Source organism: Micromonospora sp. NPDC048839, assembly GCF_040649915.1.
Lineage (GTDB): Bacteria > Actinomycetota > Actinomycetes > Mycobacteriales > Micromonosporaceae > Micromonospora.
The window spans coordinates 192,516-208,722 of sequence record NZ_JBEZGL010000003.1; the positions used below are offsets into that span (position 1 = coordinate 192,516).

Here is a 16,207-nt window from a genome sequence, read left to right on the forward strand (position 1 = left end):
GGAGGGAAGGTCACCATGAGCAGAACCCCGCAACTGGGCAACTTCGAGGCACGGCTTCTCGCCGAGCTGAAGGAACACCTCGGCGCCCGAACCACCGAAAGCGCCCCGGCCGCCGACGCAGCCCCGACGACCGTCCGTGCGACACGGGGCGCACGGTGGCGTAGGCCGGGCTGGCGGCTGGCCGGGGTCGGTGGGCTTGTCGTCCTGCTGACCGCCGCCGGACTGGTGACCCAGACGGTCGGCGACACCCCACCGACGGCGAGCGCGGCCGAGATCCTGACCGAAGCCGCGGACACGGCCCGGCAGCAGCCCGACCTGGTGGCGCGTCCCGGCCAGTTCCTCTTCGTCGAACTGCGGCTGACCTCCCGGGAGGAGCCAGCGGCCGGCCCGTACGTCGATGAGCGGCTCCAACGCTGGGTGCCGGTCGGCGACGATCCGACCTGGCAGCAGCGGCGGCGGTTGGAGAGCCGCCCGGACGAGTGGCGAACCGACCACGTCTCGCACCTGCCGCCGCCGCCCGGCTATTTCCAGGGCCTGCCCACCGAGCCGGAGCAGATGGCGCAGCACCTGCGGGATCACCCGATCCCCCTGGATCTACCCGCCGGCGCGGACCTGGAGGCCATCCGGAACGACCCGACCACGATCTTCGGCGACGGGATGTGGATGCTGCAGGGCTACGTGCCGCCGCAGTCGCTCGGCGCGCTGTTCCAGGCGATGGCCCGAGTGCCGGGGGCGAGCGTGTTGCCCGGCGAGGTGCGGGACGCCGCCGGCCGACGGGGCGTGGCGCTGCGGACTCCCGGCGTGTTCGCCGCCCACGTCGACCTGATCTTCGACCGGGAGACCCACGTCTACCTCGGCACTCGCCAACTCACGGTGCGGGATGGCAAGGAGTCGCCGTACACGAGCACCGCCATCATGCGGATGGCGATCGTCGATCGGTCGGGGCAACTGCCCTGACCGATCGGCGCGGGTCGGTCAGTAGCGCTGGCGCAGCAGGCCGGCGGCCTCCACAGCCCAGTAGGTGAGGATGACCTGCGCGCCGGCCCGCTTGATCGAGGTGAGCGTCTCCAGCATCACCCGCTCCCGGTCGATCCAGCCGTTCGCGGCGGCCGCCTCGACCATCGCGTACTCGCCGGAGACCTGGTAGGCGGCGACCGGGACGTCCACCGCGGCCCGTACCGCCGCCACCACGTCGAGGTAGGGCAGCGCCGGCTTGACCATCACCAGGTCGGCGCCCTCGGCGACGTCGAGCGCCACCTCGCGCAGGGACTCCCGCAGATTGGCCGGGTCCTGCTGGTAGGTGCGCCGGTCGCCCTCCAGCGCCGACTCCACCGCCTCGCGGAACGGACCGTAGAACGCCGAGGCGTACTTCACGGCGTACGCCAGCACGGCCACGTCCTGGTGCCCGGCGGCGTCGAGCGCCTTGCGGACCACGCCGACCTGGCCGTCCATCATCCCGGACGGCCCGACCATGCCGACCCCGGCGGCGGCCTGGGCCACCGCCATCTCGGCGTACGCGGCCAGGGTGGAGTCGTTGTCGACCTCACCGTCTCCGGTGAGCAGCCCGCAGTGCCCGTGCGAGGTGAACTCGTCCAGGCACAGGTCGCTCATCACCACCGCGGCGTCGCCGACCTCGGCCACCACGTCGCGGATGGCGACGTTGAGGATGCCGTTCGGGTCGATGCCGCCGGAGCCGGTCGGGTCCCGCCGTTCCGGCACGCCGAAGAGCATGATCCCGCCGACGCCGGCCTGGACCGCCTCGGCCGCCGCCTTGCGCAGCGAGTCCCGGGAGTGCTGGAGCACCCCCGGGAGCGACCCGATGGCACGGGGCTCGCTCAGCCCCTCCTTGACGAACATCGGCACGACCAGCTCGGCCGGGTCGACCCGGGTCTCGGACACCAGCCGGCGGATCGCCGGGTTGCGGCGCAGCCGGCGGGGCCGGATCTCGGGGTACGACATGGCAGGCCTCCTCGAACGACTACCGGAAGCGCAGAGCGGTCGGGCCCTGCACCTTCGAGCCGCGGCGCTGCTTGGCCGGCATGGCGGCCAGCTTCTCGCGCAGCTCGACGGCGTAGGCGGCAAGCGCCTCCACCAGGTCGGGCACCGAGGCGTGCGGTGGCTGGACGTCGACCCGCAGGCCGAACTCCGTCGCGGTCTCCGCCGTCTTGGGCCCAATAACCGCAACCACGGTACGCGCGTGCGGCTTCCCGGCGATACCGACCAGGTTCCGCACGGTGGAGGATGACGTGAACAAGACAGCGTCGAACCCGCCCGACTTGATCGCGTCCCGGATCTCGGCGGGCGGCGGCGCGGCCCGCACCGTCCGGTACGCGGTCACGTCGTCGACCTCCCAGCCGCGCTCGGTGAGCCCGGCGGCGAGCGTCTCGGTGGCGATGTCGGCACGCGGCAGCAGCACCCGGCCCACCGGGTCGAGGATCTCGTCGTGCGGGGAGAACTCGGCGAGCAGCCCCTCGGAGGACTGCTCCCCGGCGGGGATCAGCTCCGGCTGGATACCGAACGCGCGCACCGCGTCGGCCGTCGCCTCACCGATGCAGGCGATCTTGACGCCGCCGAAGTGCCGGGCGTCCAGCCCGTGCTCGGCGAACTTCTCCCACACCGCGCGGACCGCGTTCACCGACGTGAAGATCACCCAGGCGTACCGGCCGTCGACCAGGCCCTTGACCGCCCGCTCCATCTGCGCCGGAGTACGCGGCGGCTCGACCGCGATGGTCGGCACCTCACACGGGATCGCCCCGTACGCGCGCAGCCGCGCGCTCATCGCGCCGGCCTGCTCCTTGGTCCGGGGTACGAGCACCTTCCAGCCGTACAGCGGGCGGTTCTCCCACCAGCTCAGCTTGTCGCGCTGGCCCACCCCGACACCGACGGTGAGCACCACCCGGCCGGTGAAGCCGAGCGCGGCAGCCACGAAGCTGTCCACCGTCGACGTGGTCGTGTACTGGGTCTCGCCGGTGCCGTCGCCGGTCACCCCGACGCCGGTGGTGCCGTCGACCCCGGCGGAGAGCAGCCCGTCCCGGACGGCGGCGAGGTCACCGGCGTCCACGGCGAGCGCGAGCGAACCCCGGCCGACGGCTGCGGCCAGCGCCTCGAAGTCCAGTGCGCTGACGTCCTCGACGTCGGCGGCGGTACGCACACCGGGCAGCGGAACACCCGCGTAGGTGGCCACACCCTCGGCCTGGCCGACACCGGGCACCACCTCGAAGTGGGCGGCGGTGCGGGCCACCGCCTGCACCTCCTTCACCACCGAGTCGTGGCCGAACGGGTCGCCGGCGACCAGGTGCACCGCGTTCAACCCGGATCGGGCCGCGGAGATCAGCACCTTCGCCACGTCCCCCGGCGCGCCTTCGGCGGGGGTGAACTCGGCATCGTCCCTGGCCTCGGCGCGAACGACGGCGAGCAACGACTCCGGGACTCCCCGGTCGTAGATCACCTGGTCAGCGTCGACCAGGGCGTCGTGGGCCCGACGGGTCAGCAGCCCAGGGTCACCGGGGCCAGCCCCGACGAACGCGATACGGCCGACGGGCTTACGGGTGCGGGTCATTCTGTGCTCCCAAATTGCTGGGTCCCCGGGCCGGTGTGTCCATCGTGGCCGAGGATCGAGTCGGCGCCGAGGTCGAGGAGTTCGGCGGCGAGTGCCTTACCGATCTCCGTCGCGTCGGCGGGCGTTCCGGTGCGGGACAGCCGGAGGTCACGAGTGCCGTCCGGGCTGATCACCGCCCCGCGCAGGTAGATCTCATCGCCGGTATCGCCCTCGGCGAGTTCCGCGTAGGCGGCGACGGGTGCGCTGCACCCAGCCTCCAGGGTTGCCAGAAACGCGCGTTCCGCGGTGACCGCGGCTCGCGACGGTGCGTGGTCGAGCACCGCGAGGAGCTCGACCAGGCTCTGGTCGTCGACCCGGCACTCCACCGCCAACGCTCCCTGGGCGGGGGCGGGCAGCATCAGCATCGGATCCAGCGTCTCGGTGATCTCGTCGGCCCGACCGATCCGGGCCAACCCGGCCCGGGCCAGGACGACGGCGTCGAGGTCGGCCTCGGGGCCGACCACCCGCGCCAGGCGGGTGTCGATGTTGCCGCGGATCGGGGTGACCTCGAGTTGCAGGCCGAGCGCGTGCAGTTGGGCGATCCGGCGCAGCGCGCCGGTGCCCACGGTTGCCCCGGGCGGTAGTTCGGCGAGCGTCCGGCCGCCCCGGGCGATCAGCGCGTCGCGCGGGTCCAGTCGGGCCGGCACCGCCGCGATGTGCAGCCCGGCGGCGGCAGCCGTGGGCAGATCCTTGTAGGAGTGCACCGCGAAGTCGATCGTCCCGGCGGTCAGTGCGTCGCGCAGCGCGGAGACGAACACCCCGACGCCGAGCCGGTGCACCGGCGCGTTGGAGCGATCGCCCGCGGTGACCACCTCGACCAGCTCGACCGGGCGGCCGGTGGCGGCGGTCACCGCCTCGGCGACCTGACCGGACTGGGCCATCGCCAGGGCGCTGCCACGCGTGCCGAGGCGTAGGGGGGCGGTCATCGCACACCTCCGGTGGGTGGGGTGGGCTCGGTGGCGTCGGCCCCGGACACCGGGTCGACACCGGGCAGCGCCATGCCGAGGTCGGGGGTCAGCACGTCCGGCACGGTGTCCACCGGAGAGGTCTGCGGCACCTCGAGGTCGAACAGTTCGCGCAGCAGGGCCGCGTACTGGTCGCCACCGGGCTCCGCGGCCAGCTGGCGGACCTTGACGGTGGGCTGGTGCAGCAGCCGCTGCACGACCCGGTGCACGGTGCGGGCGACCTCGGCGCGCAGGTCGTCGCCGAGGTCGGGACGACGTTGGGCGAGTCGGCGCAGCTCGGCGGTGACCACGTCGTCGGCCCGGCCGCGCAGCGCGGCCACGGTGGGCGCCACGTCGGCGCCGCGCAGCCAGGTGAGGAAGCTCTCCACCTCGCCGCGCACGATCCGTTCGACGGCGGCGGCGTCCGCGGCGGCCGGACCGTCGGCGAGCAGCGCCGCCATCCGGTCGATGTCGATCACCTCGACGCCGGCCAGCTCGGCGACACCGTCCTCGACGTCACGCGGGACGGCAAGGTCGAGCAGGACCAGCGGACCCCGGACCGGGTCCCGTTCGGCGAGCGCCGCGCTGACCACCGCCCGGGTGAGGACCGGTTCGGTGGACGCGGTGGCGGCCACTACGATGTCCACTGTGGAGAGGGTGTCGGCCAGCTCGGTCATCGGCGCGGCACTCGCCCCGTACGACTCGGCGAGCCGGACGGCCCGATCGGCGCCCCGGTTGCTGACGGTGAGCGGGCCGGCGCCCAGCCGGGACAGCGTGGCCACCCCCAGCGAGCCCATCGCGCCGGCGCCGACCACCAGGGCCGGGTGGCCGGCGAGATCGCCGTCGAGGTGCCCGGCGGCCAGCTCGAGCGCGGCGGTGACGACGCTCTGGCCGGCACGGTCGATGCCGGTCTCGGCGTGGGCGCGCTTGCCGACCCGCAGGGCCTGCTGCATCAACTCGTGCAGCAGGCGGCCGGCCGAGTCGGCGCCGGTGGCCCAGTGGTACGCGTCACGCAGCTGGCCGAGGATCTGCGCCTCGCCGACCACCATCGAGTCCAGACCGGTGGCGACCCGGAAGACGTGCTCCACGGCAGCGGTGTCGTAGTGCACGTACAGGTGGCTGGCGAGCGCCGCAGGCGAGCTGCCGGCCTGCTCCGCCAGGACGGCGCACACGTCGCCGAGCCCACCGTGGAAACCGGACACCGCGGCGTACACCTCCACCCGGTTGCAGGTGGAGACGATCACCGCCTCGGCCACGTAGGGCTGGGCGACCAGGCGGTCCAGGGTGCGGGTGAGGTCGGCGGGAGGCACGGCCAGTTGTTCCAGCGTGGCGACCGGGGCGGTCCGATAGGACGCGCCGACGACGAGCAGTTTCACGTGCCGATCGCCTCCTGGGTGTCGGTGGCCGCGAACCCGCCCGGCAGGGCCGTGAGAGCGGACCCGCCGGTGGCGGGCAGCGCGGTCAGCGACGCCTTGCGGTGCTCGTGGAAGGACAGAATCTGCAGCTCGATGGCGAGATCGACCTTGCGCACGTCGACCCCCTCCGGAACCGAGAGTACGCACGGCGCGAAGTTGAGGATGCTCGTCACGCCGACGGCGACCAGCTGGTCGGCGACCTGCTGGGCGGCTGCGGCCGGGGTGGCGATCACGCCGATCGCGAGGGATTCCTCCGCGGCGACCGTCGCCAGGTCGTCGACATGCCGGACCACCAGGCCATTGATCTCTTCGCCGACCCGGGAGGGATCGGCGTCGAGAAGTGCGGCGATCCGGAAGCCTCGGCCGGCGAAGCCGTCGTAGCCGGCCAGAGCGTGACCGAGATTACCCACGCCGACCAGGGCGACCGCCCGGCGTTGGGTGAGCCCGAGCACATTCTCGATCTGCTCGATCAGCAGCGTGACGTCGTAGCCGACGCCCCGGGTGCCGTACGAGCCGAGGTGCGAGAGGTCCTTGCGTAGCTTGGCGGAGTTGACGCCGGCGGCTGCGGACAGCTCCTCGCTGGAGACCGTCTCGTGCCCGGTGTCGGCGAGGTTGTGCAGCGCGCGCAGGTATTCCGGGAGCCGAGCGACGGTGGCCTCGGGCAGATCCGGGAGCGCTGGTACGGCACCGGCGCGGCCGGGCGCGCCTGGGTGACGGTGCTGACTCATGAGACTCCGTGCGGTGCGATCCTCGGCCAACTCCGCTGGTCGGCCGCTTATGGACTCCCGCTGGCGACCGAGGTTGCCGGCTGTGCTAGCAGGGCGCGTCGGAGTCACAGAGTAGGCGCTTGTGAAGACGTGCACAAATCGCGATCTTGTCGCTGCGTGCCGCGACTCCACCAACAGCTCCATTCCGCAAGATCGATTTAGCGACTTTCGTCCGCGCCGCCCGGGCAATTATTGCTCAATACCGACTTCTCTGACCAATCCCGCGCTGAGCCTCACCGGGGCCGTTCCGCAGGTGGTAGGGGCAGCACTACGGGGGAGAGGCAGGGCTTCGGGATGGGGACCGGAAGCCGGAATGCCTAGCCTTTGCCCATGACCGCCGTTGCCGCCACCAGCGACCCACCGACGCTGGCACCGAGCATTCCCCGCCAACTCTTCGTCGACTCCGGCTACGTGCTGCTCGGTCTGCCTCTGGCGGTGGCCAGTTTCGTCGTCCTCATCGTCGGCACCGCGGTCGGCATCGGCCTGGTGGTCACGGTGATCGGTCTGCCGATCCTCAGCGGCACCCTGTACGCCGCCCGCGGGCTGGCCGACATCGAACGGCTACGGCTGCCCGCGGTGCTCCGGCAGCCCCGGATCCGGCCGCACTACCGACTGCCCGAGGCGGGCGCGAACGCCTGGCGAAGGATCTTCGTGCCGATGCGGGACGCCCAGTCCTGGCTCGACCTGGCGCACGGCATCCTGCGGCTCATCGCGGCGGCCGGCACCTTCGTGGTCGCCGTGGTCTGGTGGGCCGGAGCAATCGCCGGTTCGCTGTACTGGGTCTACGACTGGGCCCTGCCCCGCCCCAGCGGTGAGGGTGACCAGGACCTCGCCCAACTGCTCGGCCTCGGCGACTCGACCACCGCCCGAATCGGCCTGAACACCGCGATCGGGGTGTTCTTCCTGATCACCCTGCCGATCGTGGTCCGGGGATGCGCCCTGCTGCAGGCCAGCTTCGCCAAGGCCATGCTGACCGGGGTGGCCGAGATGCGCGACCGGATCACCGTGCTGGAGGAGCAGAAACGGGCCGCCGTGTCCGCCGAGGCGTCCGCGCTGCGCCGGCTGGAACGCGACATCCACGACGGCCCCCAGCAGCGCCTGGTCCGCCTGGCCATGGACCTCAGTCGCGCCCGGATGCAGCTCGCCTCCGACCCGGAGGCCGCCGGCCGGACCATCGACGAGGCGGTCACCCAGACCCGGGACACGCTCGCCGAGCTGCGGGCACTGTCCCGGGGCATCGCCCCGCCGATCCTCGTCGACCGGGGCCTGCCCAGCGCCCTGGCCGCGATCGCGGGTCGCGGGCTGATCCCGATCGAGCTCCAGGTGGATCCGCAGCTCGGCACTCCCGGCGGGCGGCTCGACCCGGCGGTGGAGAACACCGCCTACTTCGTGGTGTCCGAGGCGTTGACGAACGTCGCCAAGCACGCGCGGGCCACCGAGGCCGTGGTGGCCGTCGCCCGGCAGGGCGCCCACCTCCAGGTACGGGTGGGCGACGACGGTCAGGGCGGCGCACACCTGGCCAAGGGCCACGGGCTGGCCGGCATCGCCGACCGGGTCCGGGCCGCCGGCGGTGAACTGGCGGTGGTGAGCCCGATCGGCGGCCCCACCGAGATCCGCGCCGAGCTACCGCTGTGAGCAGTCCCGCGCCGCCCCCGCACGACGGGCCGGACGTGGTAGACAACACAGCCATGCGCATCGTGATCGCCGACGACGGCGTCCTGCTCCGCGAGGGACTGGTCCGGCTGCTGACCGAGAGTGGCCACCAGGTGGTGGCCGCCGTCGGGGACGGTGACGCGCTCGTCGAGGCGGTGGTGGAGCACCAGCCGGACGTGTCGATCGTCGACGTGCGGATGCCGCCGTCGCACACCGACGAGGGGCTGCGGGCGGCGGTGGAGGCACGCCGGCTGGTGCCGCGTACCCCGATCCTGGTGCTCTCCCAGTACGTCGAGGTCTCGTACGCCGATGATCTGCTGGCCACCACCGGCGGCGCCGGCGGCGGCATCGGCTACCTGCTCAAGGATCGGGTCGCCGCGATCGACGAGTTCCTGGACGCCCTGCGCCGGGTGGCGGCCGGCGGCACGGTGCTCGACCCGGAGGTGGTCGGCCAGCTCTTCGCCCGACGCCGCCGCGACGACCCGCTGCGCGAGCTGACCCCCCGCGAACGTGAGGTGCTCGCGCTGATGGCCGAGGGACGCTCGAACACCGCCATCGCCCGTGCCCTGGTGGTCAGCGACGGCGCGGTGGAGAAGCACGTGCGCAACATCTTCACCAAACTCACGCTTCCGCCGGACACCGAGCAGCACCGGCGGGTGCTGGCCGTCCTCACCTACCTGCGGAACTGACCTCCCGCGCCAGGTTGACCGCGTCGAGGAGGGTGTCGGCCACCGGGTGACCGGCGGCGCGCAGCCGGGCCGGGTCCGTGAACCCGCCGGTGTAGAGCACCGCACGACCGCCCACCGCGAGCGCGGCGTCCGCGTCGTCGATGGAGTCCCCGATCAGCACCACCGAGGCGCCGTCCACGCCCAGCTCCGCCAGGTGCGACTGGAGCGACTCGGCCTTACGGCCGCCGCCGACGGTGGCCCGCAGGCCGTCGACCCGGGTGAAGTGGCCGGTCAACCCGTACGTGTGCACGGTCGGCACCAACTCCTCGTGGAACCACATGGAGAGCAGACTCTGACTGCCCGGCCAGGAGGCCATCGCGTCGCGCGCGTCGGCGGCCAGCTCACAGGTGGTCAGCCCGGTGCGGTACGCCTCGTGGAAGATCCGGTCCAGCCGGCCGAACTCGTCGTCGTCGACGGCCTGCCCGAGCACCTCGGCGTAGTACTCGGCGATCGGCCGCCGGAACCGCACCCGGTGCTCGTCCAGGGTGACCGTCGGCCCACCAAGGCTCGTGAACACGACGTTGGTGGCGGACACCACCAGGCTGAGGTCGTTGAGCAGGGTGCCGTTCCAGTCCCAGACGAGGTGTGGGGGTGCGGAGGTCATCAGAGCACCATAGGTACCGCTCAGAGCTGAGGTGTGGTCAGGTCCCGCAGCAGCCGGTCCTCCTCGACCCGCCAGTAGCCGTGCTCCTTGCCGTCGAGCAGCACCACCGGCAGTCGGTCTCCGTACTCCCGCTCCAGCCCCTCGTCGTCGGTGACGTCCCACTCGACCCACTTGTCGCCGGTCACCGCCACCACCCGGTCGAGTGCCGCCTTGGCGTCGTCGCACAGGTGGCAGCCGGGTCGGGTGATCAGGGCGAGCCGGGCGTCACTGGACATCGGTTACCTCCGTATGGGGTTTTCGGCGCTCGCCGGCAGTTGGGTCGGCATCGTCACCGGTCGCGCCGACGCCGCCACCACGTACGCCCGCACAGTCTCGCCGGTTCGTGGGTGCGGCACACCCGGTACCGCCGACTCGGCCGGCGCGGTGATCAAGTCTGGCACAGCGGCCGACGACCCGGGCACGACCGACGGTGCGAACGGGTGCCCGGGCGGCGCGGGGGGACCGTCCCGTACACGGGACTATCAGGTGTGCCATCGGTGATCCGATCAAGTCCCGCCGATGGGATGGTCGGCGTCGTCCACAGACGTTTCGGCCACGCCCGCGCGGCCACCCGCAGCGACCGCTTCGACCGAACGGCCGACCCGCCCCACCAGGGCATCCACCGAGGAACACCGGGGCGACGGAAAGTCAATCGCACACGACGGACAACCGGTCCGGCACTGCACCGAGAGAGCGGGAAATACTTCCGCCTTGTGTAACGGACTTGCCACGCGCGGGTGACGTTGGCCCTATTATCACTCGGGTCGGCTCACCCCATTTGCCGTGAGTCGACACCCCTCAGCCCGAGGAGGCCCCCGTGCCTGTTAGCGCATTGGACCAGCACCTCCAGGGGATTTGCCGCCCATCGGCAACCCCCGTGACCGTCCTGCCCGGCCGACTCCCCGGTCGGTCCGCCCCGACGACGCACAGACCGGCCCATCCGGCGACCGACGGGACGGGGGTAACCCGGTGACCACCTTCGGTTACGCGGAACGTCCAGTCGGCCTGACCGGCCAGCCGGCACGCTCGCACGTCAACGAGAGACCGACGGCCCGTGCCCCACTCGACGAACCACACGGCGCCGCCGTGCTCGGCGACGGCACAGCCCCACGCACCCGCAGCCGGCCACACCACAACGAGCCGCCGCCGCGGCCCGTGGTGCCCGGCGGGAACGCACGGCCGACCGGCGGCCGGGTCGCCGTTCCGGCCCGACCGACGATGCCGGCGCAGGGTCGACGGGTCAGCGACACACCGACGGTGACCACCGATCCGGCGGCGGGCGAGACGGCGGTGATCCCGGCGGTACCGGCCGCCACCGCCACGACCCCGACCGGCTTTCCGAGCCGCCCCGACCCGTCCGACCCGGCCACCGAGGTCTGGACGCTGATCGAGCGCGCCCAGGCTGGCGAGTCCGAGGCGTTCGGCCTGATCTACGACCGGTACGTGGACACCGTCTTCCGGTTCATCTACTTCCGGGTCGGCAACCGCCAACTCGCCGAGGATCTCACCTCGGACACCTTCCTGCGTGCGCTCAAGCGGATCGGCAGCTTCACCTGGCAGGGCCGCGACCTCGGGGCCTGGCTGGTGACGATCGCCCGCAACCTGGTCGCGGACCACTTCAAGTCGGGCCGGTACCGACTGGAGGTCACCACCGGTGACGTGCTCGACGCCGATCGGGAGGACCGGGGCCCGGAGGGCAGCCCGGAGGCGGCGGTGGTGGAGCACATCACGAACGTCGCGCTGCTCACCGCCGTGAAGCAGCTCAACCCGGAGCAGCAGGAGTGCATCGTGCTCCGCTTCCTCCAGGGCTTCTCGGTCGCCGAGACGGCCCGTGCGATGGGCAAGAACGAGGGCGCCATCAAGGCCCTCCAGTACCGGGCCGTACGCGCCCTGGCCCGGCTGCTCCCGGACGGCTTCCAGCCGTAGTTTGTGACGGCGGGACCGATGGGCGTCGATCGACGTCCGTGCAGCTCAGGGTCGGTCCCGCCCGGTGACGACGATCACTTTCTGTAATTTCCGCCCCGCCAGGCCCGTAACCCGTGAACGGTCCGCCGCGTTTCTCCGGGTGCGACCGGTGGTTGTCCCGGCAGGCCGGGTCACCGAGGTCCGACCGGCAAGCCGGCGGCGCCTCACCTCCGTGGTGTCACACTGCCGCCCGGTCTCCGGTAAGGACGGCGGCCGACCGGCCGTGACCAGCGAGAGGAGGTGCCTGCGGTGGACGACATCCTCATCTCCCGCCGGCGCGCCGAGCGCTTCGCGCAGCTTCTCGACGAGGCCAACGGCGCTCGGCGACACCACGTACGAGCCCGGGTGGACGGTCAACTCGCGCCCCTCGTCGCGGTGGGCCAACGGATCAGCACCGACCCCCCGACTGTCGAGGTGGACCAGGACTTCCGGACCGGCCTGCGGGCGATGCTGCTCGCCACCGCCGAACGGGAAGGGCTGGGCACCACACCGGCGGCCAGCGAACCGGCCGCCACCAAGCGTCCGGCCACGACCACCCGCGGGCGGCTACTGCCGGCGGTCACCGCCCGGCGGGCCCGAGCCCGGGGCGCGATCCTGGTCGGCATCGCCGCCGGCGCCATCGCCGTCTCCGGCATCTCCGCCGCCAGCGAGAACGCGGTGCCCGGTGACGCGCTGTACGGCATGAAGCGCTCCACCGAACGGGCTCAGCTCGCCCTGGCCAGCTCCGACATCAGCCGCGGTCAACTCTTCCTGGACTTCGCCCGGACCAGACTCGGCGAGGCCGCCGAGCTGCGCGGCGACCGGATCGGCTACAGCGCCGTCCTCGACGACATGGACGCCGACACCCGGCAGGGTGTTCGCCTGCTGACCACCGCCGCCGCACAACGGGCGGAGCCGGGCAGCCTGGACACGCTCAACGCGTTCGTCACCGGGCAGCGCCGGGCGGTGAGCGGTCTGCTCGACGGGAGCACCCGCGTCGACCGGGAACGGACCCAGCGGTCCTTGCGCCTACTGGACAGCATCCGGGAGCGCTCGGACTCGCTGCGCGCGGCGATCGCCTGCGGCCTGCCGGCCCCGACCGCCAGCGACACCCTCGGCCCCGACCCGAGCACCTGCCCCGGGGCTCGCTGACCTCCCACCCCCTATACCGCACGTCCGACCGGCCTCGCCACAGTTCGTTCTGTGCCCGGCCGGTCGACCGCGGGCGGCGGCTACCCTCGCTGGGGGGTATCCCGTCGTATCGGTGAGGGAGGGAGTCGCGTGGCGCGCAGCCGTAAGGTGACGGTCAGCACCGACGCCGAGGGGCACACCGCGGGCTGGGCCGAGACCGACCTGACCCCGGTCGTCGCCTCCGCACCGGACCCGACCGCTGCGGCCTTCTTCGACGTGGACAACACGATGATGCAGGGCGCGTCGATCTACTGGTTCGCCCGTGGGCTCGCCTCCCGCAACTATTTCACCTCCGCCGACCTGGCCCGCTTCGCCTGGCAGCAACTCCGGTTCCGGTTGTTGGCCCGCGAGCACGCCGGTGACATGTCGCTGGCCAAGGAGGCCGCGCTGGCCTTCGTCGAGGGCTGGCGCGTCGACGACGTGGAGCACCTCGCCGAGGAGATCTTCGACGAGATGATGGCGCCCCGGATCTGGGCCGGCACCCACCAACTCGCACAACGGCACCTGGCGGCCGGCCAACGGGTCTGGCTGGTCAGCGCCGCCCCGGTGGAGATCGGCCGCGTGATCGCCGCCCGGCTCGGCCTGACCGGTGCCATCGGCACGGTGGCCGAGGTGGTGGACGGGGCGTACACCGGGCGGTTGGTGGGTGACCTGATGCACGGGCCGGCGAAGGCCGAGGCGGTCACCCAGCTCGCCGCGGTGGAAGGGCTCGACCTGGCCCGCTGCGCGGCGTACAGCGACTCGGCCAACGACCTGCCGCTGCTCTCCGCCGTGGGCCGGGCGGTGGCGGTCAACCCGGACGGCGCCCTGCTGCGGCAGGCCCGCCAGCACGGCTGGGAGGTACGGGACTTCCGCACCGGTCGGCGGGCGGTCAAGATCGCCGTACCGTCCACCGCGGCAGCCGGGCTGGTCGTCGGCGCGGTCACCGCCGGGCTGGCGTTGCAGCGCCGCCGCCGCGCCGGCTAGGTGTGTCAGGGACCGAACGGATCGGGTCGACGCTCCAGCAGTGTGTGCAGGGTCTGCTGGATGGTCTCCCGCACCTGGTCGGCGAGGTTGAAGACCACCAGCGGGTCGTCCGCCGAGTCGGTCAGGTGCGCGGTGGGGATCGGCGGACAGAACTCGATGAGCCACTTGCTGGGCAGCGGCACCATGCCCAGCGGCCCGAGCCACGGGAAGGTCGGCGTGACCGGGAAGTAGGGCAGCTTGAGCAGCCGTGCCAGGGGCTTGATGTCGGCGAGCATCGGGTAGATCTCCTCGCCGCCGACGATGGCAACCGGCACGATCGGGGTGCCGGTGCGCAGCGCCGCCGAGACGAAACCGCCCCGCCCGAACCGTTGCAGCTTGTACCGGTCGGCGTACAGCTTGCCGATGCCCTTGAACCCCTCGGGGAACACCCCGACCAGGTCGCCACCGCTGAGCAGCCGCTCGGCGTCCGGGTTGCAGGCCACCGTGCCACCGGTCTTGCGGGCCAGCTCGGAGACCACCGGCATCCGGAAGACCAGATCGGCGCCGAGCAGCCGAAGGTAGCGATGGGCGGGATGCTTGTCGTGCAACGCCGCCGAGAGGATCAACGCGTCCAGCGCCACCGTCCCCGAATGGTTGCCGACCACCAGGGCTGGTCCGTCGACGGGCACGTGCTCGACGCCGCTGACCTCGGTGCGGAACCAGTCCCGGTAGAGCAGCCGCAGCAGGGGGTGGAAGACCGCGTCGGTCAACTCCGAGTCGAACCCGAACTCGTCGACCTCGTAGTCGCCGGAGAGACGCCGGCGCAGGAAGGCCAGGCCGTTCGCGACCCTGCGGTCCCAGTGGTCCCCCGGCCGGTCCGAAACCGCCGGTTCGGTGCCACCCGACGCCGGAACGTCGACCGGGTCCCTGGCGGGCTCGTCGGTGGCCGCGGTGTCGATCTCGTCGGTCGGCGTCGGGGTCGGCGCGACCTGAGCGGCCGGTCGATGCCCGTTCCGCCGCGCCGGCTCCACGTCCGCCGCCGGCGGCTGCGGTACGTCGAAACGCCCGACCCCCCGCGGATCGCGCCCCTCCCCCGGCCCGGTCATGCTGACACCTCGGTTCGCGACTGCGGGGCTCGCAAGACCGGCTCACTCCTCGCGCTCACGACGCCACCTCGGTTCGCGACTGCGGGGCTCGCAAAACCGGCTCACTCCTCGCGCTCACGACCGCTCCCGAACTGCGGAGCGGACCTGTCGGATGCCGTCCAGGACGAGTTGCTCGGCGGCCGCCAACTGCCCCCGGGTGACCACCACCCCACCGTGGTGGGCGCGAATGAAGTCGTCGAACGCCTCGGCGGTCGATCGGGGTGTGAAGCCGTACTCCTGCTCAAGCTGGCTGGTGTCGACCACCCGGCCGTGCACGAAGAGGTCGACCTGGTCCAGGCCGTAGCGGCCGAACCCCATGGTGCGGGCCAGCGCGGCGGCACCGGAGAGACCCGGCTCCAGCACCGGTACGGCGACCCGACCGGCCCGCCGGATCGCCTGCGACAGCGACAACACCCCCGGACCGGCGACGTTGTAGGTGCCGGGATGGTCCTCCACGATCGAGAGGTGCAGCACCTCCAACGCGTCGTCGAAGTGCAGGAACTGCAGACGGGGGTCCCGGCCGAAGACGGTGGGCACGAACGGCTGCGCGAAGTAGCGGGTCAACGTGGTGTCGGCGGTCGAGCCGATGAACGGGGCGAAACGCAGCACCGTCGCGGTGACGTCGGACCGGCGGCGGCGGAAACCCCGGACGTACCCCTCGAGGTCGAGAATGTCGCGGCCGAAACCGCCACGCGGCACCTCGCGGGGCTCGGTCTCCTCGGTGAAGACCGCCGGGTCCCGGAACGACACCCCGTACGCGGCGGTCGACGAGCGGACCACGAGCTTGCGCAGCCGGGGTGCCCGTTGGCAGGCGGCGAGCAGCTGCATCGTCCCGATGACGTTCTGGTCCTTCATCGCGGAACGGCCACCGTGCTGCTTGTCGGGGGAGCTGACCAGGGCGAGGTGCACGACGGCGTCGACGTCCAGGTCGGCGAGGAGGCCACCGAGCGAAGCCGGGTCGACGCGGATCCGTTCGACCCGGTCCAGCAGATCGGTGAACTCGGTGCCGGAGTCCGGTGCGTCGACCCCGATGACCCGCTCGATACGCGGGTCGGCGGCCAGTCGGGCCGCCACGTGCGCACCCAGGTAGCGACCCACCCCGGTGACGAGGACGACCCCCGGGGCACCTGAGGTGCCACCGAGGGTCATCTGACGCACCTACCCCGGCAGGAAGGACCGAGCCGGGACGACCACGGCCTGATCACCTGAGCCTCCGGGGGTCGACAGTTTGGCA

The 16,207-nt window shown here is 72.3% G+C and carries 15 protein-coding genes; 6 read left to right on the plus strand and 9 right to left on the minus strand.

What is annotated here, in order from left to right; genetic code table 11:
- Positions 1-15 precede the first annotated feature (15 nt).
- On the plus strand, positions 16-957 hold the full coding sequence (locus AB0C25_RS06885; protein WP_357370395.1) for a CU044_5270 family protein: 942 nt from the start codon (positions 16-18) through the stop codon (positions 955-957).
- An 18-nt stretch (positions 958-975) separates the two neighbouring features.
- On the opposite strand, the gene hemB is transcribed toward AB0C25_RS06885, so the two are convergent.
- Genes hemB through AB0C25_RS06910 form a run of 5 tightly spaced genes read right to left on the minus strand, consistent with a single transcriptional unit; the run spans position 976 to position 6,685 of the window.
- Positions 976-1,959: a porphobilinogen synthase gene (hemB, locus tag AB0C25_RS06890; RefSeq protein ID WP_357370397.1), complete on the minus strand. Its 984-nt coding sequence runs from the start codon at positions 1,957-1,959 to the stop codon at positions 976-978.
- Positions 1,960-1,978: 19 nt separating this feature from the next.
- On the minus strand, positions 1,979-3,559 hold the full coding sequence (locus tag AB0C25_RS06895) for a uroporphyrinogen-III synthase (protein ID WP_357253884.1): 1,581 nt from the start codon (positions 3,557-3,559) through the stop codon (positions 1,979-1,981).
- Positions 3,556-4,524 carry a hydroxymethylbilane synthase gene (gene hemC, locus AB0C25_RS06900; protein WP_357370399.1) on the minus strand — a complete coding sequence of 323 codons (969 nt, stop codon included), beginning with the start codon at positions 4,522-4,524 and terminating at the stop codon, positions 3,556-3,558. The genes AB0C25_RS06895 and hemC overlap by 4 nt, the downstream gene beginning before the upstream one ends.
- Positions 4,521-5,918 carry a glutamyl-tRNA reductase gene (locus AB0C25_RS06905; protein ID WP_357370401.1) on the minus strand — a complete coding sequence of 466 codons (1,398 nt, stop codon included), beginning with the start codon at positions 5,916-5,918 and terminating at the stop codon, positions 4,521-4,523. Before AB0C25_RS06905 ends, hemC begins: the two co-directional genes overlap by 4 nt.
- Positions 5,915-6,685: a redox-sensing transcriptional repressor Rex gene (locus tag AB0C25_RS06910; protein WP_357253879.1), complete on the minus strand. Its 771-nt coding sequence runs from the start codon at positions 6,683-6,685 to the stop codon at positions 5,915-5,917. The genes AB0C25_RS06905 and AB0C25_RS06910 overlap by 4 nt, the downstream gene beginning before the upstream one ends.
- 369 nt (positions 6,686-7,054) lie before the next feature.
- Here AB0C25_RS06910 and AB0C25_RS06915 point away from each other — a divergent pair, with 369 nt between their 5' ends.
- Together AB0C25_RS06915 and AB0C25_RS06920 are read left to right on the plus strand one after the other, a co-directional pair.
- Positions 7,055-8,359 (plus strand): sensor histidine kinase, encoded by a 1,305-nt coding sequence (locus tag AB0C25_RS06915; protein WP_357370403.1) that lies wholly within the window; start codon positions 7,055-7,057, stop codon positions 8,357-8,359.
- 53 nt (positions 8,360-8,412) lie between these two features.
- Positions 8,413-9,066: a response regulator transcription factor gene (locus tag AB0C25_RS06920; RefSeq protein ID WP_357370405.1), complete on the plus strand. Its 654-nt coding sequence runs from the start codon at positions 8,413-8,415 to the stop codon at positions 9,064-9,066.
- Here the strand turns inward: AB0C25_RS06920 and AB0C25_RS06925 are convergent.
- Both AB0C25_RS06925 and AB0C25_RS06930 read right to left on the minus strand, forming a co-directional pair.
- Positions 9,047-9,709, minus strand: a complete 663-nt coding sequence (locus AB0C25_RS06925; RefSeq protein ID WP_357370407.1) for an HAD hydrolase-like protein — start codon at positions 9,707-9,709, stop codon at positions 9,047-9,049. The two genes, AB0C25_RS06920 and AB0C25_RS06925, sit on opposite strands and share 20 nt — an antisense overlap.
- Before the next feature lie 20 nt (positions 9,710-9,729).
- Positions 9,730-9,984: a glutaredoxin family protein gene (locus tag AB0C25_RS06930; RefSeq protein ID WP_357253871.1), complete on the minus strand. Its 255-nt coding sequence runs from the start codon at positions 9,982-9,984 to the stop codon at positions 9,730-9,732.
- Positions 9,985-10,717: 733 nt separating this feature from the next.
- Between AB0C25_RS06930 and AB0C25_RS06935 the strand changes: the two genes are divergently transcribed.
- The 3 genes from AB0C25_RS06935 to AB0C25_RS06945 all read left to right on the plus strand — a co-directional run bounded on the left by AB0C25_RS06935 (position 10,718) and on the right by AB0C25_RS06945 (position 13,849).
- A complete protein-coding gene (locus AB0C25_RS06935; RefSeq protein ID WP_357370410.1) occupies positions 10,718-11,674 on the plus strand; it encodes an ECF subfamily RNA polymerase sigma factor, BldN family in 957 nt (318 codons plus the stop codon).
- A gap of 279 nt (positions 11,675-11,953) precedes the next feature.
- Complete coding sequence (locus AB0C25_RS06940; protein ID WP_357370412.1) at positions 11,954-12,844, plus strand: DUF5667 domain-containing protein; 891 nt, start codon at positions 11,954-11,956, stop codon at positions 12,842-12,844.
- 129 nt (positions 12,845-12,973) lie between these two features.
- A complete protein-coding gene (locus AB0C25_RS06945; protein WP_357370414.1) occupies positions 12,974-13,849 on the plus strand; it encodes an HAD-IB family hydrolase in 876 nt (291 codons plus the stop codon).
- A 5-nt stretch (positions 13,850-13,854) separates the two neighbouring features.
- Here the strand turns inward: AB0C25_RS06945 and AB0C25_RS06950 are convergent, their stop codons facing one another.
- Entirely contained in the window at positions 13,855-14,934 is a 1,080-nt protein-coding gene (locus tag AB0C25_RS06950) for a lysophospholipid acyltransferase family protein (protein WP_357370416.1), read from the minus strand.
- A gap of 114 nt (positions 14,935-15,048) precedes the next feature.
- Entirely contained in the window at positions 15,049-16,122 is a 1,074-nt protein-coding gene (locus tag AB0C25_RS06955; RefSeq protein ID WP_357370418.1) for an NAD-dependent epimerase/dehydratase family protein, read from the minus strand.
- Positions 16,123-16,207: the final 85 nt, after the last annotated feature.